General features: G+C 68.6%; 18 protein-coding genes and 3 pseudogenes. 7 read left to right on the top strand and 14 right to left on the bottom strand.

The annotated features are described in order from the left end of the window. Nucleotides 1-42 precede the first annotated feature (42 nt). Nucleotides 43-1,161 carry a GGDEF domain-containing protein gene (locus ADBZ6K_RS08745; RefSeq protein WP_526345554.1) on the top strand — a complete coding sequence of 373 codons (1,119 nt, stop codon included), beginning with the start codon at nucleotides 43-45 and terminating at the stop codon, nucleotides 1,159-1,161. A 38-nt stretch (nucleotides 1,162-1,199) separates the two neighbouring features. On the opposite strand, the gene ADBZ6K_RS08740 is transcribed toward ADBZ6K_RS08745, so the two are convergent. The 8 genes and pseudogenes from ADBZ6K_RS08740 to ADBZ6K_RS08705 all read right to left on the bottom strand — a co-directional run bounded on the left by ADBZ6K_RS08740 (nucleotide 1,200) and on the right by ADBZ6K_RS08705 (nucleotide 10,736). After that, a complete protein-coding gene (locus ADBZ6K_RS08740) occupies nucleotides 1,200-3,953 on the bottom strand; it encodes an AAA family ATPase (protein ID WP_526345552.1) in 2,754 nt (917 codons plus the stop codon). Between the two features lie 47 nt (nucleotides 3,954-4,000). After that, the gene (purH, locus tag ADBZ6K_RS08735) at nucleotides 4,001-5,560 is read right to left on the bottom strand and encodes a bifunctional phosphoribosylaminoimidazolecarboxamide formyltransferase/IMP cyclohydrolase (protein ID WP_526345550.1); all 1,560 of its coding nucleotides are present in this window, start codon (nucleotides 5,558-5,560) and stop codon (nucleotides 4,001-4,003) included. A 22-nt stretch (nucleotides 5,561-5,582) separates the two neighbouring features. Then, nucleotides 5,583-6,215, bottom strand: a complete 633-nt coding sequence (gene purN / locus ADBZ6K_RS08730) for a phosphoribosylglycinamide formyltransferase (RefSeq protein WP_526345548.1) — start codon at nucleotides 6,213-6,215, stop codon at nucleotides 5,583-5,585. 10 nt (nucleotides 6,216-6,225) lie between these two features. Continuing rightward, entirely contained in the window at nucleotides 6,226-7,641 is a 1,416-nt protein-coding gene (locus ADBZ6K_RS08725; protein ID WP_526345546.1) for a cell division protein PerM, read from the bottom strand. A 57-nt stretch (nucleotides 7,642-7,698) separates the two neighbouring features. Continuing rightward, a complete protein-coding gene (locus ADBZ6K_RS08720) occupies nucleotides 7,699-8,616 on the bottom strand; it encodes a DUF5336 domain-containing protein (RefSeq protein ID WP_526345544.1) in 918 nt (305 codons plus the stop codon). 146 nt (nucleotides 8,617-8,762) lie between these two features. Further along, nucleotides 8,763-9,057 (bottom strand): annotated as a pseudogene (locus ADBZ6K_RS08715) (dimethylsulfone monooxygenase SfnG); the annotation flags it as partial. Nucleotides 9,058-9,064: 7 nt separating this feature from the next. After that, nucleotides 9,065-10,240, bottom strand: coding sequence for a type III PLP-dependent enzyme (locus ADBZ6K_RS08710; RefSeq protein WP_526345542.1), 1,176 nt, complete (start codon nucleotides 10,238-10,240; stop codon nucleotides 9,065-9,067). Further along, complete coding sequence (locus ADBZ6K_RS08705) at nucleotides 10,209-10,736, bottom strand: hypothetical protein (RefSeq protein ID WP_526345540.1); 528 nt, start codon at nucleotides 10,734-10,736, stop codon at nucleotides 10,209-10,211. The genes ADBZ6K_RS08710 and ADBZ6K_RS08705 overlap by 32 nt, the downstream gene beginning before the upstream one ends. Nucleotides 10,737-10,780: 44 nt before the next feature. On the opposite strand from ADBZ6K_RS08705, the pseudogene ADBZ6K_RS08700 reads away from it, so the two are divergent. After that, nucleotides 10,781-10,885, top strand: a pseudogene (locus tag ADBZ6K_RS08700) (LLM class F420-dependent oxidoreductase); the annotation flags it as partial. Nucleotides 10,886-10,901: 16 nt separating this feature from the next. Then, nucleotides 10,902-11,123, top strand: a pseudogene (locus ADBZ6K_RS08695) (alpha/beta hydrolase family protein); the annotation flags it as partial. Nucleotides 11,124-11,208: 85 nt separating this feature from the next. On the opposite strand, the gene sucD reads toward ADBZ6K_RS08695, so the two are convergent. Further along, nucleotides 11,209-12,111, bottom strand: coding sequence for a succinate--CoA ligase subunit alpha (gene sucD, locus ADBZ6K_RS08690; protein WP_526345538.1), 903 nt, complete (start codon nucleotides 12,109-12,111; stop codon nucleotides 11,209-11,211). A gap of 20 nt (nucleotides 12,112-12,131) precedes the next feature. Beyond that, on the bottom strand, nucleotides 12,132-13,295 hold the full coding sequence (gene sucC, locus ADBZ6K_RS08685; RefSeq protein ID WP_526345536.1) for an ADP-forming succinate--CoA ligase subunit beta: 1,164 nt from the start codon (nucleotides 13,293-13,295) through the stop codon (nucleotides 12,132-12,134). 271 nt (nucleotides 13,296-13,566) lie between these two features. Here sucC and ADBZ6K_RS08680 point away from each other — a divergent pair, with 271 nt between their 5' ends. Then, on the top strand, nucleotides 13,567-14,622 hold the full coding sequence (locus tag ADBZ6K_RS08680; protein WP_526345534.1) for a M23 family metallopeptidase: 1,056 nt from the start codon (nucleotides 13,567-13,569) through the stop codon (nucleotides 14,620-14,622). Nucleotides 14,623-14,754: 132 nt separating this feature from the next. Then, the gene (locus tag ADBZ6K_RS08675) at nucleotides 14,755-15,387 is read left to right on the top strand and encodes a hypothetical protein (RefSeq protein ID WP_526345853.1); all 633 of its coding nucleotides are present in this window, start codon (nucleotides 14,755-14,757) and stop codon (nucleotides 15,385-15,387) included. A 19-nt stretch (nucleotides 15,388-15,406) separates the two neighbouring features. Here the strand turns inward: ADBZ6K_RS08675 and pcrA are convergent, their stop codons facing one another. Then, nucleotides 15,407-17,743: a DNA helicase PcrA gene (gene pcrA / locus ADBZ6K_RS08670; protein ID WP_526345532.1), complete on the bottom strand. Its 2,337-nt coding sequence runs from the start codon at nucleotides 17,741-17,743 to the stop codon at nucleotides 15,407-15,409. Between the two features lie 307 nt (nucleotides 17,744-18,050). On the opposite strand from pcrA, the gene ADBZ6K_RS08665 reads away from it, so the two are divergent. Next, complete coding sequence (locus ADBZ6K_RS08665; protein WP_526345530.1) at nucleotides 18,051-18,365, top strand: chorismate mutase; 315 nt, start codon at nucleotides 18,051-18,053, stop codon at nucleotides 18,363-18,365. Between the two features lie 61 nt (nucleotides 18,366-18,426). On the opposite strand, the gene ADBZ6K_RS08660 is transcribed toward ADBZ6K_RS08665, so the two are convergent. Both ADBZ6K_RS08660 and ADBZ6K_RS08655 read right to left on the bottom strand, forming a co-directional pair. Beyond that, nucleotides 18,427-20,475: an SGNH/GDSL hydrolase family protein gene (locus tag ADBZ6K_RS08660; RefSeq protein WP_526345528.1), complete on the bottom strand. Its 2,049-nt coding sequence runs from the start codon at nucleotides 20,473-20,475 to the stop codon at nucleotides 18,427-18,429. Between the two features lie 132 nt (nucleotides 20,476-20,607). Next, nucleotides 20,608-22,056: an NAD-dependent succinate-semialdehyde dehydrogenase gene (locus tag ADBZ6K_RS08655; protein ID WP_526345526.1), complete on the bottom strand. Its 1,449-nt coding sequence runs from the start codon at nucleotides 22,054-22,056 to the stop codon at nucleotides 20,608-20,610. Between the two features lie 49 nt (nucleotides 22,057-22,105). Here ADBZ6K_RS08655 and pgi point away from each other — a divergent pair, with 49 nt between their 5' ends. Then, nucleotides 22,106-23,776: a glucose-6-phosphate isomerase gene (pgi, locus tag ADBZ6K_RS08650; protein ID WP_526345524.1), complete on the top strand. Its 1,671-nt coding sequence runs from the start codon at nucleotides 22,106-22,108 to the stop codon at nucleotides 23,774-23,776. A 61-nt stretch (nucleotides 23,777-23,837) separates the two neighbouring features. Here the strand turns inward: pgi and ADBZ6K_RS08645 are convergent, their stop codons facing one another. After that, the gene (locus ADBZ6K_RS08645; RefSeq protein WP_526345522.1) at nucleotides 23,838-24,161 is read right to left on the bottom strand and encodes a hypothetical protein; all 324 of its coding nucleotides are present in this window, start codon (nucleotides 24,159-24,161) and stop codon (nucleotides 23,838-23,840) included. Nucleotides 24,162-24,191 lie beyond the last annotated feature (30 nt).

The following is a 24,191-nucleotide window of genomic DNA, read 5'->3' as shown; positions in this document are numbered from 1 at the left end:
GCGGTCAGGGTGTTGCAGGGCCGGCGGTGACCAGGGAGCCATATGTTTATCACGCTGCGCGATTGGTGGCGGCAGCTCGATCACTATTACTGGCTAACCGCATTCCTGGCCGCCCGGGGCGCCCAAACCCACACATGCCGGCTCATCGCCGCCGCACTTGCGAGCCTGGCCGGGGTCGTCATCGCCTCCCTGGGCAGCCCGGCGGGACCGCACGGGGATGTCGGCCGGCTGGTCGCCATCGGGGTTGCCGTCGTGTGCGTGCTGATGGCGCTGACCTGGCTTCGGCAGGGCTGGCCGAGCCGCGCCCAATCCACTGCGTTCGTCATCGTCTCCGCCCTGTGTATCGCCACCGTCTGCCTGGTCCAAGCGGACCCGGTGAACGGGATGTTCGCGGCCACCACCTTCGCCGTCCTGTCCGGGTACATCGCCTTCTTCCACACGCCGCGCCTGATGACCCTGAACTTCCTGGTCGGCGGAGCGACCGCGGCCACGCTCGCCGTACGGCTGGTCGGGTCGGGCGACACGGCGATCGCCGTGTCCGCGTTGATGTTCCTCACGGTGGTCAATTTCGCGGCGCCGCTGGCGTGCCAGGCTTTGGTGCACCTGCTCGGCGTCAACGTCGCCAACTCGGACATCGAGCCGCTGACCGGCCTGCTCAATCGGGAGGCGTTCCTGCGCGCGGTGGCGGCCTTGATCGCATCCCGCAACCGTGACGACGACCGCTTCCTCGTGGTGGCGATCATCGAGCTCGACAACTTCGGCCTGCTCACCCACACCGACGGCCGGGTGTCCGGGGCGCGGGCGCGGGTGGCGGTGGGCCAGACGATGCGGGAGACGACCAGGAGCAACGCCGTCGTCGCCCACGTGCCGGACTCGGAGTTCCTGATCGCCGACAGCTTTCCGACCTCCGACAGCTCACCCCTGGTCGAACGGGTGCTGAGCGCGATCAGGACCACACCGCCGCGGACCAGCGCCAGCATCGGCGTGGTCAGCATCCCGATGCAGGGGCTGGCGGAGCTGCCACCCGACGACCTGCTCGACGAGCTCATCGACATCGCCCGATCGGCGATGCGTTATGCCCGCAGGGCCGGCGGCGACCAGGCACACTACGTGATCTCCCCGTCGCTCAGCGCGCTCGACGGCGACGAACCGTCGCGGTGACGCGGTCTCTCGCAGGTCCGTCGCAGTCCTCTCGCCGGCTAGCGTCCGGAATCGCCCAGCCACCGGCCCAGTTCGGCGCGGGTATGGATGCCAAGTTTGCGGTACACCCGGCCGAGGTAGTGTTCGACGGTCTTGGGGCTGATGAACAGCGCGGCGGCGGCGTCCCGGTTGGTCATCCCCTTCGCCACCAGCTCGGCGATCCGCAACTCCGACGGTGTCAGCTGCGCCGTGTCGCCGGGGGCCACGTTCGTGCGCTCCAGCTCGCTGCGCGCCCGCTGCACCCATATCGGCGCCCCGACGTCCTCGAACATGCGCAACGCCTCGCACAGCACCGCGGCTGCCGCGTGCTTCTGGCGCTGCCTGCGGTACAGCTGGCCGACGAGCAGCAGCGTGCGCGCACGCTCGAAAGGCATCTCGAGCCGGTCGTGCTCGGCCATCGCTTGCTCGGCCACGGCCAGCGCCGCGTTGGTCTCGCCGCTGGCGGCCAGCCACATCGCCCGGCCACGCGCGCCGGTCGCCAGCATCCAGGCGCGGTCGAGGCGGCGGCCGTTGCGCTCGAGGAGTTCGATCGGGGGCAACGCCTCGTCGAGTCTGCCGAGTCCGACGAGCGCCTCGATGAGATCGGGCAGATACCAGCCGTCGGTGAGCTCGGTGTTGCGCAGCCGGTAACCGCCCGCGGCGATCTGCCACAGGGTGACCACCGCCGCGGCGTACTCGCCGCGGGAGACCTCCAGAAAGCCCAGGGTCGCGATCGGCCAGGAGATCATCTGCCTGGCGCCCAACCGCCTGGCGATGGTCAGCGCCTCGTTCGCGTCACGCCTGGCGTCATCCTCACGCCCCGCATAGGCGGCAACCTCGGCCCGGATGATCAGGGGGATCAGGTTGATGTGGTCCCCGCCGAGCTGCTCGCCGCGCTCCATGGCCTCCGCCGCCATCGCGGTCGCCTCGGCGACATTGCCCCGCCAAAGCTCGACCAGCGCGGTGTAGCCGGCGACGGCCATCTGCCCGCCCTCGTCGCCGCGTTCCTCGTAGCGGCGACGCGCCGCGTCCATCATCTCCCTGGCCGCACCGAGCCGGCCGGTCCAGGCCGCCACCAACGCGTTCAGCACGCTCGCGCAGAGATAGAACGGGACGTCGTCGTCGGGGTCTTCGTTCTGCACCGCCCTGCGCAGCGTGGCCTCCTCGAAGCCATCGCCGCGCGCCAGGGTGAGCGTCACCTCCAAGCTCAGCGCCTGACTCAGCAGCGAACCGTTGCCGAGGCTTTCGGCGATCGCAACGGCCCTGCGGGGGTCCTCGGCGGTGTCGGCGTTGCCCGCCAGCGCCTGCGCCAGTGACAACATCAGCAGCACCCGCACGAGGAGGGGGCCGATACCCGCGGCGTCGCCGCGCACCGCCTCCAAGCTCGCCACGGCGTCGGAGAAGTCGTTGTGGTACATCGAGATCCCGGCTCGCAACAACGCCGCGAGCGCCCGAGGTGGCCCCGCAGGCAGGTCGGTGATCGTCTGCTCAAGAAGTGCCTTGGCCTCACCGGTGTTGCCGGCCTGAAAGTGGTGCCGGGCGGCGTTGAGCCGCCGCAGCGGGGTGTTCCCGCCCAGCCGGATGGCAAGGTCGACCAGTTCGGCGGCGGCGGCGGGGGCGCCGCGCGACCCCGCGACCTCGGCGGCCGCGTCGAGGGATCGCAGCACGTCCGGATCGGCGCTGGCCGCCGCGAGTGCCATGTGACGCGCCCGCACCTCCGCGCGTGACTCGGCATCCGCCAACGCCCGATGGGTGCGACGCCGCTGCGCGGCACCCGCCCTGGTGTACACCCCGTGGGCGAGCAGCTGGTGGGTGAACCGCACACGGTTTCCGTCGATCGCAATGATGCCCGCCCGTTCTGGGCCCTCCAGCCGGGAGACGACGCGGTCGATGGGCGCCCCGGCCGCGGCCGCCACGACGTCGATGGTCGGGTCACCCATCGCCGCGACGATCAGCAGAAGATCGTTGACGTCGTCGTCGAACCCGCCGATCCGCCGCCGCGTCAGCTCCGAGAGGGTGGGCGGCAGGATGGCCGTGGGGCCCGCCCGCTGTCCGTTCACCGCACGCGCCAACTCCAATGCGTAGAACGGGTTTCCACCCGACACCTCCGCGATGCGCACGATGGTGGGCCGGGGGAACGTCCGGCCCAACCGCGCCGACACGACCGCGTGCACACCCCCCAGGCTCAACGGACTGACCCGGTACCGGACGACGTCGTCGAGCCGGGTGCGCTGCAGCCAGGACTTGGCATCCCCGCCCTGATCGATGCACTCGGTCACCAACAAGCCGACCGCACCCGAGCGCCGGCGAGCGGCGTACTCCAGGACGGCCCGGCTCGACGAATCGAGCCATTGCACATCGTCGATCGCCACCACCACCGGCGTGTCCCTGGCCAGCAGCGTCACCACCGACACGAACGCCGCCGCAGCGACCCGCTGATCCGTGGCTGGGCCGTCTTCGCCGGCCCGCAACGTCACCCGGTCCAGCGCGATGCGCTGCACGGGTGGCAATTCGCCGAACACCTCGGACTCCACGTCGGCCAGCAGGTCCGCGACGACGCCGTAGGCCAGGACCGACTCGGGCTCGAACGCCCGTGCGCCAAGCACACGGAACCCCTGCTGCTTTGCGAATTCGACACCGGAGAACCACATGGTGGTCTTCCCGATACCCGTCTCACCCTCGATTCCCAGTGCCGACGGACGTTTTCGCACCGCTGCCAGAAATTCCGCTAACACCGCGGACTCCTCCGGCCGGATCACGACGTCGTCAGACACCTGCTCATCATCGCAGTTGGCAAAGCAACCCGGCGCCGAGTTTCCAATCAGTGCGCGAAGTGTCGAGCCCCCGTGGCGTAGAGCGTCACGCCGGCCTTGGCGGCGGCCTCGATGACGAGTTCGTCACGCATCGACCCGCCGGGATGGACCACAGCGCGAATCCCCGAGCCGGTCAACGTTTCCAGCCCGTCGGGGAACGGGAAGAACGCATCGGAGGCCGCGACCGCTCCACGCACCCGGTCGCCGGCGCGATCGACGGCGAGGCGGGCCGCGTCGACCCGGTTCACCTGTCCCATCCCGACACCCACCGTTGCACCGTCCGCCGCGATCACGATGGCGTTGGACTTCACGGCGCGGCAAGTGCGCCACGCGAACACCAGATCGGCCAGCGTCGAGGAGTCCGCGGGCGATCCGGCGACCAGCGTCCAGTTCGCCGGATCGTCGCCAGGGGCGTCGATGACGTCGCGCTGCTGAAGCAGCACTCCGCCGCTGATCTGCCGCATCTCCACTCCCTCGCCCATCGGCTGGGAGGCGAGCAGGATCCGGATGTTCTTCTTGCGGGCGAGGATTTCCACCGCGCCCGGCTCGTAGGCCGGGGCGATGATCACCTCGGTGAAGATGTCCGCGACGGTCTCGGCCATCTCGACGCTGACCTCGGTGTTGGCCGCGATCACCCCGCCGAAGGCGGACAACGGGTCACACTCGTGGGCTTTGCGGTGGGCGTCGGCGACCGATTGAGACGAGATGGCGATGCCGCACGGGTTGGCGTGCTTGATGATCGCCACACACGTCTGCTCGTGGTCGAAGGCGGCCCGCCACGCGGCGTCGGCATCGGTGTAGTTGTTGTAGGACATCTCTTTGCCGTGCAACTGCTCAGCCTGCGCAAGGCCGGGCCAGGCGGAGTCGTCACTGTACAGCGCCGCGCGCTGATGCGGATTCTCGCCGTAGCGCAGCACCGCCGCGCGCCGCCAGGTGCCCGCGTACCAGGCGGGCAGGTCTCCCACTTCGCCGTCGGGGGCCTCCAGCGCCTCCCGCATCCAGGAGGCCACGGCGACGTCGTATTCGGCGGTGTGCCGAAACGCCAACGCGGCCAGCCTCTTCCGCTCGTCCAGCGTGAACCCGCCCGTACGTACCGCGACCAGCACGCCGTCGTAGCCCCGAGGGTCGACGACCACCGCGACGCTGGGATGATTCTTGGCGGCGGCACGCACCATGGTCGGTCCACCGATGTCGATCTGCTCGATGCACTCGTCGGGCGACGCACCGGAGGCCACCGTCTCGCTGAACGGGTACAGGTTCACGACCACCAGATCGAACGGCTCGATGTCCAATTGCTTTAGGGCCGCGACGTGTTCGGCGTTGCGGGTGTCGGCGAGCAGTCCGCCGTGCACGTTCGGGTGCAGTGTCTTGACCCGCCCGTCGAGGATCTCGGGAAAGCCGGTGACCTTCTCGACGGGGGTCACCGGGATACCGTTGTCGGCAATGACTTTGGCCGTCGATCCGGTGGAGACGAGCACGACCCCGGCGTTGTGCAGGCCGCGGGCGAGGTCGATCAGGCCGGTCTTGTCGTACACGCTGATCAATGCGCGACGGATCGCCTTCTTCACGTTCGGTTTCCTCCGGTGGTGCTCATCCTATGATTGCCTTTCGTCCGGTCCAGGTCACTCCGCGAGTGGCCAACGCGGCCAGGACATCCGCCAGCAGCCTCCGCTCGACGACCTTGATCCGTTCGTGTAGCGCCGCGTCGTCGTCGTCGTCGAGGACCTCGACTGCGCGCTGCGCCAGGATCGGCCCGGTGTCCATCCCCGCGTCGACCAGATGCACGGTGCATCCAGTCACCCGGACGCCGTAGGCCAACGATTCGGCAACGGCGTGCGCACCCGGAAATGCGGGCAGCAGCGCCGGATGGGTGTTGACGACCCTACCCGGGAACGCCGAAAGAAACTGCGGGCCAAGTATCTTCATGAAGCCAGCCGATACCACCAGGTCAGGCCGGTGAGCTGCGGTCGCCTCGGTCAGCGCGGCATCCCACGCCCGGCGGTCGAGATGGTCGCCGAGACGCACGGTGTAGGCCGGCACGGCAGCGTCCGTCGCGATCTGGAGCGCCCGGCAGTCGCGGTCCGTTCCGACGGCCACCACCCGGGCCGGGTAGTCGCCCGTCGCGGCGTCCAGCAGCGATGCGAGCAGCGAACCGGTACCTGACGCCAACACCACCAGCCGCGCAGGAGCGCTCGGGGGTACGTGAAGGGGGGGTTGCTGCACTCGCAGCAGCCTAGTCGGCCGTCCGGCGGCGCGGATCGCCGGATTGACCGGGCGCGGCGCCATCCCCGCCGGGGTCGTCGGGGGTATCGGGGACGTCGTCGACGAGGAAGTGCTCCTCGGGATCCAGCTCGGGCTCTGGTTCTGGTTCTGGTTCTGCCTCGACCTCCGGTTCCGGCTCGGGTTCTGGGTCGGGTTGCGCCACGGGCTCCGGGTCGGGTTGCGCCGCGGGTACCGGTTCGGGGGCGGGCGCCGTTCGGGCTTCGGGCACCGGGCGCCGCCTGGCGATGCCACCCGTCATCGCCACCGTCAGGCCCCCGATGCCGAAGAACCAGAGGAATACCCCCGGCCCGAACGTGGTCTGATCGACGCCGACGTCGCCGAAGTTGCCCAACCGTCCCCCACCGGCATAGCCGAGCAACGCCATCGCGAGCGCCGCCACCAGCGATGCGACGACGAGTTTGGCTGCGGCGCCGGCCAGCGGCAGCGGCCGGCGGGCGCACTGCTGGCCGAGGGCGACGGCGGAGGCCGCGGCGACGATCATCAGCGCCACCCACACCGGGCCGAGCGGCGGGGTCGGCACCGCCGCCAGCAGGGGCAGCGCCGGTATGTCACCGCCGAACACGGTGAACGGGCTGAAGGTCGCGAGGCCAACGTGCGCGCTCGACCCCACCACGACCGCGGAGGTTCCCACGATTACGTTCGGGGCATACAGCACCGACAGCACGGTGAGGCTGAACTGACCGAACGCGGAGTCGGTGATGGCGAACAGATCGTGCATGGTCGCCCAGTGCACGACCAGCGACCCCGCCGTCACCGCCGCGGACAACCCGAACAGCGCAAGTGTCCCGGCGGCGGCCCCTCGGAACGCCTCGGGCAGCCAGCCTGGCAGATGGGCCGCCGAGACCGCGCGGCGGCCCACACGCGACCCGACACCCAATAACGTGCCGAGAGCGTGCACGGCCAGCACGCCACCGAAGGCGCGCAGCGCGCTCGGCGTCTGCAGCTCGGTGAGCACCGACGCGGCGTCGTGGATCACGGCCAGCGCGATCGCGGCGACCAGCAGCGGACCGCCCAGCGCCGAGGCGACCACCCACCGCACCACGAACCACGACGCCCGCGGGGACGTCGCCGCGGCAGTGCTGCGCGCCGTCCCCCACACCATCGCCAGGACCGGCAGCAGCGGCATGACACCTATTTCGCTACCACCGATCGACACCGGCACCTGGTGTACGCCCAGCCACATACTCGCGATGGCCCCGAACGCGCCGGTCATATCGCTGTTGGCGATGAGCAGCTGCAGCAGCGTCACCGCGGCGATGACGACCAGCGCCACCACGGACGGTCCGAAAGCGACCCGAAGCAGCTGACGCGCCTGGTGTGTGCCGACCGGCCTGGGGGCACCTCCCGCGTGCCGGGGCTTGTTCACGTGCTGGGTCGCTCCTCGCGCAGGCACCGCGCGTCGTTCACGCACGCGCGGCCAAGCTTACGACGAGGTGGGACCGGATTGCGGTGAGGACGACGAGGACGGCGGTTGCGTCGGGACCTGGGTGGTCGGCGCCGAACTGGAGGACTGGTGTGGCTGTCCGAAGGCCGGGAAGCCCGTAGGAGGCGTCGGCGGCCCGCTCTGGGAGGACGATGGGCCGCCCTGCGACCCCGACGGGGAGTATCCGCCCGACGAGGGTGTCGAGGGACCCGACGAATATCCGCCGCCGTACTGCGGCGGGTAACCGCCCCGCTGCGGCGCGGGCGGTCCCTGGGGCGGCGGCTGATGCCCGAGCGGCGGCTGACCCCCGAGTGGGGCCTGACCGTAATAGGAGCCCGGCCCGCCGTACTGGCCGTAGTGCTGCGGCGGTTGCTGCTCATAGGCGGCACGCGGTTCGGGCGCCGTCAGCACACCCGTGTCGAACAGCAGCGCCGCGATGGCCGAACCGGCCTGCAGCACGGTGAAGGCGATCACCAGGTACAGGGCCCAACCGATGCTGACGCCGCCGGGCTTGTTGATGACCTCGGCGAGCACCAGCAGGAATGCCACCGTCGAAACCGCGGCGACGACGCCCAGGTAGCCCTTCTGCTTGGGAATCAGGCTCACCCCGGCCAACGCCCCCGCCAGGATCGAGGCGAGGACCGCCAACCCGACGCCCAACGACGTCCCGCTGGCGGTGCCCAGCTGCGGGAATTCGGAGTTGCTGATGGTGAACACCGGCCCGAAGGCCGATAGGTACACCGCCAGGCCCAGCACCACAACCACCGCGCTCAGGTACACCGGCAGCTTGCCTGCGCTCTCGGGTGCGGGCGCCGGGGCCGGCTCGGGCGCCCTGCCGAAGCGCTGGCTGGGCACCGCGAACTGGGTGGTCGGCTGCTGTCCGGGTGGGTATCCGGGGCCGCCTGACGAGTAGGTCATGACCTCTCCTGTGGTGGTCGGGCGTGGGACCGCGGGCGATGGTGCGCCTCCCGCGGGACCGCTCGAGCGATTCGACCACCCACGCTAGCGCACCCGCGGGCGGGCACGGCGAACCGCGAGGGGCCCTAGACCCGACCGTGATCTTGTCAGGCGGGCACGAGCTCCGGCGCGTTCGCCAATCCCGTTCGGAATCCTCGATTTCGCGCACCGGTGGTGACACCCTGGAGCCGAAGTACTCGATCTCCTCCTGGAAGTGCAGCAATCCGCCGGGGTTCGGGTCGACCCCCCGTTTGCGGTACGCCGCAACGCGTTCCGCGATCTGCTCGGCGGGACGGTGGCCTTCTCGACGATCTCGCGCAATGCGTCGCGGGCCTATTTTCGGGGGTCGCGGGCGTCGATGAAACCGTTGCGGCCAAAGCGGACTTCGGCCCGTTGACGGCGAACCGTGTCAGAGCACGACGATCCGCGTGGGCGGAATGCCGTTGAATCGCGAGGACGTCACCGTCGTGTAAGCGCCCATCATCGGGCTGACCAGCACGTCGCCGACCCGCAGGTCCGGCATCGGGTAACCGCGGGCCACCACGTCGGCGCTGTCGCAGGTCGGCCCACCTAGGGTGACCGGCCGCAGCGCGCCGGGGAGGTCATCGGGCTGGTCGGAGATCTCGCGTAGCGCAAGGATCGGCGGATGCACATCCTCGGTCATCACATTCGAGTAGCTGCCGTACAGCCCGTCATCGAGGTAGTGCCATACCTGACCGTCGCGCAACGCACTCCCGACGACGCTGGTCAACAGGGTCATGCAATCGGCGGCCAAGTAGCGTCCCGGTTCGGCCCACAGGGTGAACCGGGACCTCTGGGCACCCAGCTCGTCGTCGACGACGGCGGCGATCTCGCGGATGGATGGCATGGGCTCGCGGTAGGTCACCGGGAATCCCCCGCCGATGTCGATCACCCGCGTGGGCACACCGAGCACCGTCCTGATCTGCTCGGCGAGTTCTACCGTGCCGCGCACCGCGGCGCGGTAGGGCTCGACGGAGGCGCCCTGGCTGCCGACATGGAAGCTGAACCCCGCGAACCGCACCCCGGCCGCGAGCACATGCTTGACCAGCATCTCGGCATCGCTGGGCCGCACGCCGAACTTCGCGGACAGGTCCGACTTGGCCGACGGGTTGCGAAACGCCAGCCGCACCAGCACATCGATATCGGCGGGCCTACCGGCGAATTTGGCCACCTCGGCGAGGTTGTCGACGACGAAGGTGCGGATCCCGGCCCGATAGGCGTGATCGATGTCGGCGGCCTTCTTCACGGGGTGGGTATAGAGGCAGCGGTCCATCGGCAGCCCGAGCGTGCCGATCAGGTCGACCTCGGCGACGGTCGCGACGTCGAATCCCCCGCCCGCGGCCGCCACAGCCGCCAGCACGGCCGGATGCGGCAGCGCCTTGACCGCGAAGTGCAGACCGACCCCGGGTAGCCGGTCGGCCAGCGCCCGGTAGCGGGCCGTGACCCGGGTGGGGTCGAGGATCAGCAGCGGCGTTCCGTGCCTGTTCAGCAGCTCCGGCCAGTGTCCCGCGAATGTCGACGCTCGCAGCGACTCACGCAGTCGCAACCGGATCGACGTGTCCATCGGCCCTCTCCTCGACGTTGGACGGTTTGACTGCCAGGAACCGCCGGAACTTCTCGTAGCTGAAGATCGTCCACACGTAGAACAGCACGTCAGAGATGAAGCCTCCGAGCACCCAGCCGAGCACGACCTGGTCGAGCATGACCGGGGCCGCGTAGATGAGCGCCGGGCGCACAAGGAAGCTGTCGATCACCTCGGCCGGGCCGAATTCGACCGTCAGGCTGCGCAGGGCGAGCAGGTGGGCCACGCCAGTGCGCGCGAGCCAGGACCTGCCCGGGTCGGCACTGGTCGACCAGCGCACCGCGCTGATGTAGGCGGGCGTGTAGTAGCCGGCGGAGGACCCGACCGTGGCCGCCACCGCCGCGGCGGCGAGCGAGCCCGTCCACATGTAGGCCAGCGCGGCGGCGCCCAGTTCACCGATCCAGCCGGCGATCTCGAGCGGAAGGTAGCGGCGCAGCCATTCCCCTGCCCTGATGCGCCATGAACGTTCCATTCCCATGGATGGACTGTCGCCGTATCGTCGGCGCCGGTCACGCGTAGTGCAATACCCGAACCACGGCGGGGCGCTACCTCTCCGGCGGCTGGCGGCGCACACTGCTGCGCGAGTACCTCGAGGCGATGCGGGCGCTGTGGACGCCGAGGAGCGCCTATGTACAACGGCTGGCTGACCGCACCGTTGCTGGCTATCCAGGGCGCCAACGACTCTCGCGTGGTTCAGGCCGAATCGGACAACCTCGTCGCGGCACGGCGTGCGCGCGGTGTCGAGGTCGAGTACATCGTCAAGGACGACGACGGGCATGGATTCCTCAACCCGGACAACAACATCGACATGTACCGCGCCGTCGACCGGTTCCTTGCCGAACACCTGGCTGGCCCCACACAGTAGCGCGCGAGCAGACGCAGAGTGCCCCAGATCGCCGAGATCTGGGGCACTTCCTCGCGCAGAGAAAGGTTGCTCGCGCAGAGAAGGTTTACAGGCTTTCGAGGATCTCGCGGGCCAACGCGGCCGCCTCCGACGGGGTCTTGCCGACCTTCACGCCCGCCGCTTCGAGCGCTTCCTTCTTGGCGGCGGCGGTGCCCGACGAGCCGGACACGATGGCACCGGCGTGGCCCATGGTCTTACCCTCCGGCGCGGTGAAGCCCGCGACGTAGCCGACGACCGGCTTGGAGACGTTGGCCTTGATGTAGTCGGCCGCGCGCTCCTCGGCGTCGCCGCCGATCTCGCCGATCATCACGATGACCTTGGTCTCGGGATCCTTCTCGAACGCCTCGATGGCATCGATGTGCGTGGTGCCGATGACCGGGTCGCCGCCGATGCCGATGGCGGTCGAGAAGCCGAAATCGCGCAACTCGAACATCATCTGGTAGGTCAGGGTGCCGGACTTGGACACCAGCCCGACCGGACCCTTACCGGTGATGTTGGCGGGCGTGATGCCGGCCAGGGCCTCGTCCGGGGTGATGATGCCGGGACAGTTGGGTCCGATGATCCGCGTCTTGAGGCCCTTCCCGACGTTGTACGCCCACGCATAGGCGCTGTCCTGCACCGGGATTCCCTCGGTGATCACCACGAGCAGCGGGATCTCGGCGTCGATCGCCTCGATGATGGCGTCCTTGGAGAACGCGGGCGGCACGAAGGCGATCGACACGTCGGCGCCGGTCTCCTTCATCGCCTCGGCGACGCTGCCGAACACCGGCAGTTCGATGTTGTTGCCGTCCTTGTCGACGTGACTGACGGTGGTGCCCGCCTTGCGTGCGTTGACGCCGCCGACGATCTGGGTGCCGGCCTTGAGCATCGAAGCGGTGTGCTTGCTGGCCTCGCCGCCGGTGATGCCCTGGACGATGACCTTGCTGTCCTTGGTCAAGAAGATTGCCATGTGTCTAGTCCTCTCGGGTCTCAGGCGTTGGCCAGCTCGGCGGCTTTGTCGGCCCCGGCATCCATGGTGTCGGCCTGGATCACCAACGGATGGTTGGCCTCGGCCAGGATGCGTCGACCCTCTTCGACGTTGTTGCCGTCGAGGCGGACCACCAGCGGCTTGTTGGCCTCGTCGCCGAGGATCTGCAGCGCCTGGACGATGCCGTTGGCCACCGCGTCGCATGCGGTGATGCCACCGAACACGTTGACGAACACGCTCTTGACCTGGCTGTCGTTGAGGATGACGTCCAGCCCGGCGGCCATCACCGCGGCCGAGGCGCCACCGCCGATGTCGAGGAAGTTGGCCGGCTTCACGCCGCCGTGGTTCTCGCCGGCGTAGGCGACGACGTCCAGGGTGGACATCACCAGACCCGCGCCGTTGCCGATGATGCCGACCTGTCCGTCGAGCTTGACGTAGTTGAGGTCGTGCTGCTTGGCCTTGAGCTCCAGCGGATCGGTCGCGGCCTTGTCCTCGAACTCGGCATGCTCGGGGTGGCGGAAGTCGGCGTTGGCATCGAGGGTGACCTTGCCGTCCAGCGCCAGGATCTGGTCGTCAGGCGTGCGCACCAGGGGGTTCACCTCGACCAGGGTGGCGTCCTCCTTCACGAACACCTCCCACAGCTTGGCGATGGTCACCGCGGCCGCATCGAGCACCTCGGCGGGCAGGTGACCCTGCTCGGCGATGGAACGTGCGAACGCGAGGTCGACGCCGTTGACGGCGTTGACGGGCACCTTGGCGAGCCGGTCGGGCTTGGTGGCGGCCACCTCTTCGATCTCCATGCCGCCTTCGACGGAGCACATGGCGAGGTAGGTGCGGTTGGCGCGGTCGAGCAGGAAGGAGACGTAGTACTCCTCGGCGATGTCACTGGCCTCGGCGACCAGCAACTTCTTCACGATGTGGCCTTTGATGTCCAAACCGAGGATGTTCTGTGCGTGGGTGAAGGCGTCCTCGGGGGTCGGGGCGTATTTCACACCGCCGGCCTTTCCGCGGCCGCCCGTCTTGACCTGCGCCTTTACCATCACGGGCCCGCCGATCTCCTCGGCGATGGCCTTCGCGTCTTCTGCCGAGTCGGTCACCCGACCGGCGGAGGTCGGGACGTTGTGCTTGGCGAACAGTTCCTTCGCCTGGTACTCGAAAAGATCCATGGGCTCACTGTCTGTCTGCGTTGACTTTTGAGGGTTTGGGCCAAACAGGCTCGTGGGGAACCATATCCAGAGCCGTCGTTATCTGTTGCATTGCATGCCACGCATGTGGTAGATCTCACCGCCGCGCTACTGTGCCTCACCTCACACTGCTCGTGAGAAGAGTCACAATCCGCGGCGGAATACGCGTCCGAGTTGCCACCAACATTGGGATTTCGTTAACGTTTCTCTGGTCTAGATAACGTTATGGTCACGGCGCAAAGGAATTCTCAGGTTGGCGCAGCATCGTTTGCCCCGTTCCCGCCGCGGGGCAGCGGCGAATCCTCGCAGTTGGCAGCGTGAATCTGCAGCCACCGAGATCACCGACATCATCCCGTTCGCCGAGTTCGGCGACCTCGCGTCGAAGGTCCGCGAGTCGGACGTCACGCCCGGCCCGAAGCCTGGCGACGTGCGCCAGGCCGACGACGTGACGACGAGCCGGTTATCGGTACCCGAGGAATTCCGGACCGCGTCGGTCTCCCCCGGCCGGGCGCGCGAGACTTCCCACGCCTACCGCGACAGCCACACCGACGTCAGCGACGGCAGCGCCACGACCGCCATCATCGCCATACCTCGTCGAGGCGGCGCTGCGCACCGAAAGGCGACGACCGGACCGGTCAAGAGCCGCGTGATGATCGCCGCGATGGCCGCGGGTGCGACCGCTGCCGGCGCCTACACCCTGAGCACCGGCACCGAGTCCGAAGCCACCGACACCGTGCTCGCGGCCGGACAGACCGCGATGAGCGCGGGCGTTGTCACCGGCTCCGTCGAGGGCATGCAGATCGTCTCCGTGGCATCGACCGTCGATTCGTCGGTTCATGCCGAGGAGATCACCAAGGCCGCCGCGTTCGCGCAGGAGCGCGCCGAGCGGGAGGCCCGACTGTCACGTCCGCAGTTCGTCATGCCAACCCGTGGCGTGTGGACGTCCGGGTTCGGCTACCGCTGGGGTGTGCTGCACGGCGGAATCGACATCGCCAACTCGATCGGCACGCCGATCCTGGCCGCGGCCGACGGTGTGGTCATCGACGTCGGTCCGACGGCCGGCTACGGCGCCTGGGTGAAACTGCGTCACGCGGACGGGACCGTCACGCTGTACGGGCACATCAACACCTGGCTGGTCAGCGTCGGTCAGCGCGTCATGGCGGGCGACCAGATCGCCACCATGGGCAACCGGGGTAACTCCACCGGTCCGCATCTGCACTTCGAGGTGTTGCTCGACGGCACCAACCGGGTCGACCCCACCGGCTGGCTGGCGAAGCGGGGGCTTTCGCCGGGCAGCTATGTTGGCTGAGTGAGCGGAGCTTCCCAGCCCGACCCCCCTGACCGACCGCCTTCTGATCGGCAACACAGTCTCAGGCGCCCTCCGCAGCCGCCGGCCTCGACCGGTCCGCAGTCAAGCCCGGATGACGCGAGGACCAGCATCATCCGCCGTCACCCGACGGGTCCCGTATCCGCCCTCGGCGGCGACGAGCCGGCGACAAGCTACATCGCACGGCCCAGCACCGAAGAACCGCGGACCAGCTTCATCCCGCGCGCCGGCACCGACGACCCCGCGACAGGGCTGATGCCACGCCCCGGCGCCGAGGAGCCAAAGACCGGCCTCATCGCACGCCCCGCGACCGAAGAGCTTGCGACGGGTCACCTTCCGCGGGCGAAGCCGGTGACCATTCCGCGGACCGCGGCGGGCCCGAACCCCGGGACCGCGGTGGCCGCCGCCGTGCTGACGATCCTGAGCGGCTGGGCCACCGCGCTCATCGCGACGGATCTCATCACCGGCTGGTGGCGCACCGACCGGCTGTTCTGTGTGGCCATCGGCTTCCTCGCGGCGATATCGGCGGCAGCGTCGATAGGCGGGCTCATCCTGCTGCTATTGCGTCGCCGAATGGGCCGCCTGTTGATCGTCGTCGGATCGGTCGTCGGGCTGCTCATCTTCGCGAGCCTGTTCGTGGCGGGCGCCCGACTGCCCACCGCCGTGTACGCCATCCCGGTGCTGCCGCTGGCCAGCATCGCTTTGACGTTCCTTCCGTCGACCGAACGGTGGAGCCGGCGCCCCTGAGGGCTGTTTCGAGACGGCGTCAGAGCTTGTGGACCGGCGCGTGGTTGTGCATGAGCTTGACGCGCCCGGCGCTGCCGAAGTCGATGAGCGACATCGCCGACTCCCCCATGCCCGACACCTCCTCGACGCGGCCGAGCCCGTACTTGTCGTGAGTGACCCGGTCCCCAGGCTCGAGGACGACGAGGGGTCGCTTGCCTGCCGCAGACCGGCCCGGCGACGGTCTCCTCGACTCGGCAGGGCCGAACCGGCCCGCGCCGCTGACGGGCGCCGACGGGGACAGCACCGGTTCGACGCGGCGCCAGTCGATGAGTTCCTGGGGAATCTCCCGAAGGAACCGCGATTCCGGGTTCAGCATCGGCTGCCCCCACGACGACCGCACCCTGGCCCGGCTCACATAGAGCCGCTGACGAGCGCGGGTGATGCCGACGTAGGCCAGCCGCCGCTCCTCGGACAGTTCCGTGGGATCGCCGAGGGCCCGCATGTGCGGGAACATCCCGTCCTCCCAGCCGGTCACGAAGACGACGGGAAACTCCAGACCCTTGGCGGTGTGCAGCGTCATCATCGTGACCACGCCATCGCCGTGCTCGGGCAACTCGTCAGCGTCGGCGACCAGGGAGACCCGTTCCAGGAATGCCGCGAGCACACCAGTGTCGGGCACGTCCTCGTCAGCCGGCTCGTCGAGCGCCGTCGCGTTCGCCAGGTCGGTGCTGAATTCGTGTGCGACACTGACGAGTTCGTTGAGGTTGTCGAGCCTGGCCAGATCCTGCGGATCGCTGGAGGACTCCAGCTCGGTGCGATAGCCGGTGCGGTCCAGCACCGCCTCGACCAACTCGCCCAGCTCACCGTCGAGCCGGCCGCGCAGCTCATCGAGCATCTCCACGAACCCTGCGATCGCCTTCTCGGAGCGAGAGTTCAGCATCGGAACCCTGCCCTCGGCGGCGGCCTGCAGCGCGTCGTTGAAGTTCGATCCGGTGTTCTCCGCGTACACCGCGACACACGCCTCGGCCCGGTCGCCGATGCCACGCCTCGGCGTGTTGAGGATGCGTCGCATGCTCACCGAATCGCCGGGATTGTCGAGCACACGCAGATACGCGACGATGTCACGGATCTCGCGGCGCTCGTAAAAGCGAACGCCGCCAACGACTTTGTAGGGTACGCCCGCGCGGATGAACACCTCCTCCAGCGCACGTGACGAGTTGTTGGTGCGGTAGAAGACGGCGACGTCGCTGTACTTGATCCCGCCAGCCCCAATAGACCGGTCGGCCAGGGCGTCGATCTCCTCGGCAACGAAACGCGCCTCGTCGTGTTCGTTGTCGGCGACGTAGCCGACGATCAGCTCGCCCTCGCCTGCGTCGGTCCACAGCCGTTTCTCCCGCCGCCCGGAATTGCGCGCGATGACGGAGTTGGCCGCCGACAGAATGTTCTGCGTCGATCGATAGTTCTGCTCGAGCAGAATCGTTGTGGCATTGGGGAAATCGCGTTCGAAGTCCTCGATGTTGCGGATCGTCGCGCCCCGGAACGCGTAGATCGACTGATCGGCGTCGCCGACCACACACAGCTCGGCCGGCTCGACACCGTCCACGGTGTCGGTACCGACCAACTCGCGGACCAGCACGTACTGGGCGTGGTTGGTGTCCTGGTACTCGTCGACGAGGATATGCCGGAACCGGCGCCGGTAGTACTGCGCGATCTGCGGAAAGGCCTGCAGCACAGCGACTGTCTCGCCGATCAGGTCGTCGAAATCCAGTGCGTTGGCCGCCCGCAACCTGCGCTGATACTCGGCGTAGGCGCCGGCGATGATGCGGGCCAGGTCATCGGCGGCTTCCGATGCCTCGGCGTGAGCCTGCTCGGGTCCGATCAGCTCGTTCTTGAGGTTGGAGATCCCGTTGGCCAGCAGCCGCGGCGAGTACCGCTTGGTGTCCAGCCCCATGTCCTTGCCGATCATCAGCAGCAGCCGCCGTGAGTCGTCGGCGTCGTATATCGAGAAGTTGGAGTTCAGGCCGGGCAGCAGCGACGCCTGATTGCGCAGGATCCGCACACAGGTGGAGTGAAACGTCGACACCCACATGTTGCGGGCCCGCGGTCCGACCAGCTGCGCCACCCGCTCACGCATCTCGGCGGCGGCCTTGTTGGTGAAGGTGATCGCCAGGATCTGCCCGACCCCGACGTCATGCGCTGCGAGCAGGTAAGCGATGCGGCGGGTGAGCACCGCCGTCTTGCCCGACCCGGCACCCGCGACGATCAGCAGGGGCGAACCCCGGTGCTGCACGGCCTGCCGCTGTTGGGGGTTGAGGCCATCCAGCAGGTGCTCGGTTTCGGATCGGGCCGCACTCTCCGCGGTGGTGTGGACGCTCATTTCCGCCCAACTTACCGCCGACGTGCGACAGCCCGCGGCGAGCCGCTCATGTCGCCCAGCGGCGAGCCGCTCATGTCGCCCAGCGGCGAGCCGCTCATGTCGCCCAGCGGCGAGCCGCTCATGTCGCCCAGCATGCACCCTTTGCGCGCACACCACAGTTGGTGGCACACTGTCCAGCGTGCTCATCAAGCAGGGACGATTTTTTTACGGGTACCCGCCAGCGGTGCCCGTGGTCTAGCTGCTTCCCAGAGCCCCGCGGTCCGCTTCCGGATCCGGGGCTCGTCTCTTGTGTGAGGCCCGAAACCGGATGAGACCAGAACCCCCACACAACGAGTTGGAGACCGACGACATGAGTACCGAGACGATCGACACCGATCAAATTCCTGACATCGACGCGCTGCGCCAGGAGATCGACCAGCTGGATGCCACCATCTTGGAGGCAGTGAAGCGGCGCACCGAGGTGTCCAAGATCATCGGCAAGGCCCGGATGGCCTCCGGCGGCACCCGGCTGGTGCACAGCCGTGAGATGAAGGTCATCGAGCGCTACAGCGAGATCGGGCCCGAGGGCAAGGATCTCGCGATGCTGCTGCTGCGCCTCGGCCGCGGCCGGCTCGGCCACTGAGCGATTTCGGTGCGCTTTTCGTCGCCCAGCGCACGAAAGCGCGCCAAAATCCGCGCAAAAATCACTGTGTGCGCAGCGCGTCCTCGAGCCACGGCGTCAGCCACTCGACCGCCTCAGGGGTGGGATGCACTCCGTCGCTGCGCACCCGGATTCCGTCCACGCGGTTGGTGTAGTACCCGCCGGGTGACAGCTTCTTGTTCAGGTCGAGCACCGTGACGTTCGGACGTACGCCGGCGACCGCGCGCAACAACTTGTTCCAGCGGTTGACGCGCGCGGGCTGATCCTCCGGGTACAGGCCGCCGTCGGGCCGCTCGGCGCGCCGGTTGAAGGGGGCCGTCGTCACGACGACGTGCGCACCCGTCGACCCAAGGATGTCCAGCGCGCGTCCCAGCTCGCCGCTGAGATAACCGTCGTAGGCAGAGTCGCCGACATGGGTCCAGGTGCCCTCGTTGACCCGGTCGACGGTTTCCCAACGGCCGAGGATCAGCAGCACGACATCGGGCCGATCGTGGTTGATCCGCTGCGACCACCGGGCCGGCCAGTCGTCGCATTCGGGTTTCTGGTCCAGCGTCTGGCCCACCGCGCGGTACGGACCGCCCCGCGCGATGCCGCACCCGATCGTCGTGTAGTCGGAGAAGTGCAAGCCGGGCGTCGGCGGCAGATAGCGCATCAGCGTCCACGCCACGGAGTCGCCGAATACGGCGACGCGCCGAGTTCCCGGTGGCAGTCGGGTGGCATCCGGCGGCGTCCCGATCTCTACCGGCACCTCCGGCAGAGCCTGGGCGACCGACGCCATTTCGGGCACCCCGCTGTCAGCCAACGAATCGCCCGGTTCGAGCCCGACCGGCACGACCATCACGGTCAACACCGCTGCCGTGGCCACCGTCGCGGCGGCCAGCCGCAGCATGGGTACAGTCGACGGCCGCCACCGCCGGACCGGCTGCTCGACGATCCACCACGACACCGCGGCCACGGCGACCGTCACCGCGCAGCGCAGCGCGAACAGTGACCATCCGGACCAGCCGGTGCGTTCTCCGCTGAGTACGAGGAACACCGGCCAGTGCCAGAGGTAGACGCCGTAGGAGATCGCTCCGAGCCAGACCAGCGGTCGGCACGCCAGGACGCGGGCGACGGGACCGCCGCGGTCCAGCGCGACGGGCGCGACCACCATGACCGCCGCTGCCGCGGCGGCGGGCAGCAGGCCCAGCCGGAATTCGTCCGCCGCGCCCGTGGCGTAGTGGGCGATCAGCGCCAGCAGCACCAGCCCGAGCACCGATACCGTCCAGGCCGCCCAGCGCCGCCAACGCGACCGGATCAGGGTGCCGCACAACGTCAACGACGACCAGTCCCGCACCAGCAGGGCCGCCGCGGCCGCGCCGATCAACAACGCCTGCACCCTCGTGTCGGTGCCGTAGTACACGCGGTTGACCGTGTCGCCGGAGACCAACAGAACCGAGGCGGCCGCCGAGCCCGCGACACCGATCGCCGCGAGCACGACTACGACGATCCTGACGGTGCGAACGGTCGGCGCCGCCCGCAGCGCCAGGACGGCGACGACGGCCGCCAGCATCAGCGGCCAGACGAGGTAGAACTGTTCCTCGACCCCCAACGACCACGTGTGCTGCAGCGGCGACGGCGGGGCGCCCTGACTGAAGTAATCGGACCGTTGCGCCACGAACGACCAATTGGCCATCCACAGGAAGGCGGCAACGGCATCGTCGCGCAACGCGGCGATTGCCTCCGGTGCGAAGAGCTCCCGCAGCGCGAGCACCGCGGCGACCATCACCAGCAGCGCGGGCAGCAGCCGGCGCGCCCGCCGGATCCAGAATTCCTTCAGGTCGATCCGGCCGGTGCGGCCCAGCTCGTCGAGCAGCAGCGAGGTGATCAGGAATCCGCTGAGCACGAAAAAGACGTCGACGCCGATGAATCCACCGGAGACGCCGGGAACCCCGCCGTGGTGGGCGAGCACCAGCCCCACCGCCACGGCGCGAACGCCGTCGAGCGCGGCGATGCCCCGCCGGGGGCCGTGGCCGCGGCGCATGGGGTGCGGCTCAGGCACGACCCACCGGCGTCGCCCGACTACGCGGACCGGCGCCGCAGTCACTTCCATGCCCTCCCACGTCGGGGTTTGAGCATCGAAGTCTATGTGCGCGAGCAGACGGAAAACCGTCCCAACACGCGCATTTTGGGACAGTTTTACGTCAGCTCGGCGAGAGTGGGGATCGGCGCCCAGATGGACGGATTAGTTCGTCAGCGCGATGTACTTCGTCTCGAGGTACTCCTCGATGCCCTCGGTGCCGCCTTCCCGCCCGAAGCCGGATTCCTTGACACCACCGAACGGTGCCGCCGGGTCGGAGATGACGCCGCGGTTCACGCCGACCATGCCGGACTCGAGCGCCTCGGCGACCCGCAGCGCCCGGTCCAGGGACCGGGTGTAAATGTATGCGGCCAGCCCGTATTCGGTGGCGTTGGCAGCGACGACACCCTCGTCCTCGGAGTCGAATCCGATGATCGGCGCGACGGGCCCGAACACCTCCTCCTTGAGGATGCGGGCGTCGGCAGGGACGTCGGCGAGCACCGTGGCCGGGTAGAAGTTGCCGGGCCCGCCGGGGGCGACCCCGCCGACCGCGACGGTCGCGCCCCGCGAGACCGCATCGGACACCAGATCGGCGACGGTGCTGACCTGCTTGGCGTTGATCAGAGGGCCGAGAGACGACGACTCATCGAGGCCGTTGCCCAGCGTGAACTCACTCATCCGCTTGACGAGCTTGTCGGTGAACTCCTCGCGAACCGCGTTGGCGACGTGGAAGCGGTTGGCCGCGGTGCACGCCTCGCCGCCGTTGCGCATCTTGGCCAGCACCGCACCCTCGACGGCCGCATCGACGTCGGCGTCGTCGAACACGATGAACGGCGCGTTGCCGCCCAGCTCCATCGAGGTGCGCAGCAGCTTGTCCGACGACTGTTTCACCAGCGCCTTACCCACGCCGGTCGACCCGGTGAAGGTCAGCTTGCGCAGCCGGCCGTCGTCGATCAGGGCGGTGGTGACGTCGCGTGGCTTGGTGGTGGGCACCACCGACAGCACACCCTTGGGCAGGCCGGCTTCGTCCATCAGCTTGGCCAGCAGCAGCATCGTCAGCGGCGTCTCCTGCGCAGGCTTGACGATCATCGTGCAGCCCGCGGCCACCGCGGGACCGATCTTGCGGGTGCCCATGGCCAGCGGGAAGTTCCACGGCGTGATGGCATAGCACGGGCCGACGGCCTGCTTGGTGACGACGATGCGTCCGTTGCCCGCCGGGCTGTGGGTGTATCGCCCGCCGATGCGAACGGCTTCCTCGGCGAACCATCGGAAGAACTCCGCGCCGTACTTGACCTCGCCCTTGCTCTCGGCGACCACCTTGCCCATCTCCAGGGTCATCAGGGTGGCGACGTCCTCGGCGTGGGCGATGAGGTTCTCGAACACCGACCGCAGGATCTCCCCGCGTTCGCGCGGTGGGGTCGCCGCCCACTCGTCCTGCACCGCCACCGCCACGTCCAGTGCGGCGATCGCATCCGCGGCGGTGCCATCGGCGATCGACAGCACCACCTCGTCCGTCGCGGGGTTGAGCACATCGAAGGTCGACCCGCCCTGGCGCTCCTCACCCCCGATCCACAGGCCGGTGGGAACCGATGACAGCAGCTTGGCGGTGTCCATACTTCATCATGTACCCCTTGACCGCGCCCGCCGCACTAGGGTCTGGAGAATGACCAGCGACGAGAATCCCGACAGCTCGAAGATCTCCGATTCACCCGCGTGGACGGCACTTCAACGGCACTACGACCAGATCGGCCACAAACATCTGCGGGATTTCTTCGCCGAGGATCCGGCGCGCGGCACCGAGCTGACCCTCACCGTCGGCGACCTCTACATCGACTACAGCAAGCACCGCGTGACGCGGGAGACACTGCAGCTGCTCGTCGACCTCGCGAAGGCCGCCGGCCTCGAGGCCCGGCGCGAAGCCATGTACACCGGCGCGCACATCAACACCTCCGAGAACCGCGCGGTGCTGCACACCGCGCTGCGGTTGCCGTCCAACGCCGAGCTCGTCGTCGACGGGCAGAACGTCGTGGCCGACGTGCACGAGGTGCTCGACGCGATGGGTGATTTCACCGATCGGCTGCGCAACGGCGAATGGACCGGTGCGACAGGGGAACGCATCAAGACCGTCGTCAACATCGGCATCGGCGGCTCCGATCTGGGGCCCGTCATGGTCTATCAGGCGTTGCGCCATTACGCCGACGCAGGGATCTCGGCGCGGTTCGTCTCCAACGTCGACCCCGCCGACCTCGTCGCCAAGCTCGACGGACTCGATCCCGCCACAACGCTGTTCGTCGTCGCCTCGAAGACGTTCTCGACGCTGGAGACACTGACCAACGCGACGGCCGCGCGCCGCTGGCTCACCGATGCGCTCGGCAACGCCGCGGTATCCAAACACTTCGTCGCGGTGTCGACCAACAAGAAGCTCGTCGACGCGTTCGGGATCAACACCGACAACATGTTCGGCTTCTGGGACTGGGTGGGCGGCCGCTACTCGGTGGATTCGGCGATCGGTCTTTCGGTGATGGCCGTGATCGGCCGCGAGCGGTTCGCCGAGTTCCTCGCCGGAATGCACATCGTCGACGAACACTTCCGGACGGCACCGCTGGATGCCAATGCGCCTGCGCTACTGGGGCTTATCGGCCTGTGGTACGCGAACTTCTTCGGCGCCCAATCCCGCGCGGTGCTGCCCTATTCCAACGACCTTGCGCGTTTCGCCGCCTACCTGCAGCAGCTGACGATGGAGTCCAACGGCAAGTCGGTGCGTGCCGACGGCAGTCCCGTCGGCACCGACACCGGCGAAATCTTCTGGGGTGAGCCGGGAACCAACGGCCAGCACGCGTTCTACCAGTTGCTGCACCAGGGCACCCGGTTGGTGCCGGCCGACTTCATCGGGCTGAGCCAGCCCACCGATGACCTGGCGACCGCCGACGGCACCGGCAGCATGCACGACCTGCTGATGAGCAATTTCTTCGCGCAAACGCAAGTGCTGGCGTTCGGCAAGACGGCAGAGGAGATCGCCGCCGAGGGGACACCGCCAAATGTGGTGCCGCACAAGGTGATGCCGGGCAACCGGCCGACCACCTCGATCCTGGCGACCAAGCTGACGCCGTCGGTGGTGGGCCAGTTGATCGCCCTCTACGAACATCAGGTGTTCACCGAGGGCGTCATCTGGGGCATCGACTCCTTCGACCAGTGGGGTGTGGAACTCGGTAAGACGCAGGCCAATTCGCTGCTACCGGTGCTCATTGGCGACGCGTCCCCGGCCCCGCAGTCGGACAGTTCGACCGACGGGCTGGTGCGCCGCTACCGCGTTGAACGCGGCCGGGCGGGCTGAAGCCAGCGATTTCGGCGCGCTTACGTACGCTCAGCGGCGGTAAGCGCGCCGAAACCACGGCTTACGGGGCAGGGATCGTCGCACAACCCACGTTCGGGATGCAGCCCGACGCACCGCCTGGACCTGCCGAGCCACTAGGACCGTAGGGAATGCTGCCGCTGGCCCCACCAGGTCCGGCTTCGCCTCCGGGACCGTACGGAATCGCGCCGCTGGCCCCACCGGGACCTGCGGTGCCGAGGTCCACGCACGGGGTGCCGTCGACGTTGACGCACGGCGGTGGCGGCGGTGGCGGCGGCTGGGCCGTCGCGCCCGGTGCGAAGGCGACCGCGGCCGCGGCGGCGCCGGCGAACAGTGCGGGAGCCAACTTCGAGAGTTTCACCATCATGTAGATGTGGCTACCACAATCCACCGGCAG

The sequence above is a fragment of the Mycobacterium sp. genome (genome assembly GCF_044223235.1).
GTDB lineage: Bacteria > Actinomycetota > Actinomycetes > Mycobacteriales > Mycobacteriaceae > Mycobacterium.
This window is presented reverse-complemented; position numbering and strand designations above follow the sequence as displayed.

Excerpts from the sequence above, each read along its gene's own strand:
- ADBZ6K_RS08720 (WP_526345544.1), bottom strand. The coding sequence starts at position 8,616 with ATGACCTACTCGTCAGGCGGCCCCGGATACCCACCCGGACAGCAGCCG.
- ADBZ6K_RS08665 (WP_526345530.1), top strand. The coding sequence starts at position 18,051 with ATGAGACCAGAACCCCCACACAACGAGTTGGAGACCGACGACATGAGT.
- ADBZ6K_RS08710 (WP_526345542.1), bottom strand. The coding sequence starts at position 10,240 with ATGGACACGTCGATCCGGTTGCGACTGCGTGAGTCGCTGCGAGCGTCG.
- ADBZ6K_RS08705 (WP_526345540.1), bottom strand. The coding sequence starts at position 10,736 with ATGGGAATGGAACGTTCATGGCGCATCAGGGCAGGGGAATGGCTGCGC.
- ADBZ6K_RS08645 (WP_526345522.1), bottom strand. The coding sequence starts at position 24,161 with ATGATGGTGAAACTCTCGAAGTTGGCTCCCGCACTGTTCGCCGGCGCC.
- pgi (WP_526345524.1), top strand. The coding sequence starts at position 22,106 with ATGACCAGCGACGAGAATCCCGACAGCTCGAAGATCTCCGATTCACCC.
- pcrA (WP_526345532.1), bottom strand. The coding sequence starts at position 17,743 with ATGAGCGTCCACACCACCGCGGAGAGTGCGGCCCGATCCGAAACCGAG.
- ADBZ6K_RS08745 (WP_526345554.1), top strand. The coding sequence starts at position 43 with ATGTTTATCACGCTGCGCGATTGGTGGCGGCAGCTCGATCACTATTAC.
- ADBZ6K_RS08660 (WP_526345528.1), bottom strand. The coding sequence starts at position 20,475 with ATGGAAGTGACTGCGGCGCCGGTCCGCGTAGTCGGGCGACGCCGGTGG.
- sucD (WP_526345538.1), bottom strand. The coding sequence starts at position 12,111 with ATGGCAATCTTCTTGACCAAGGACAGCAAGGTCATCGTCCAGGGCATC.
- sucC (WP_526345536.1), bottom strand. The coding sequence starts at position 13,295 with ATGGATCTTTTCGAGTACCAGGCGAAGGAACTGTTCGCCAAGCACAAC.
- ADBZ6K_RS08655 (WP_526345526.1), bottom strand. The coding sequence starts at position 22,056 with ATGGACACCGCCAAGCTGCTGTCATCGGTTCCCACCGGCCTGTGGATC.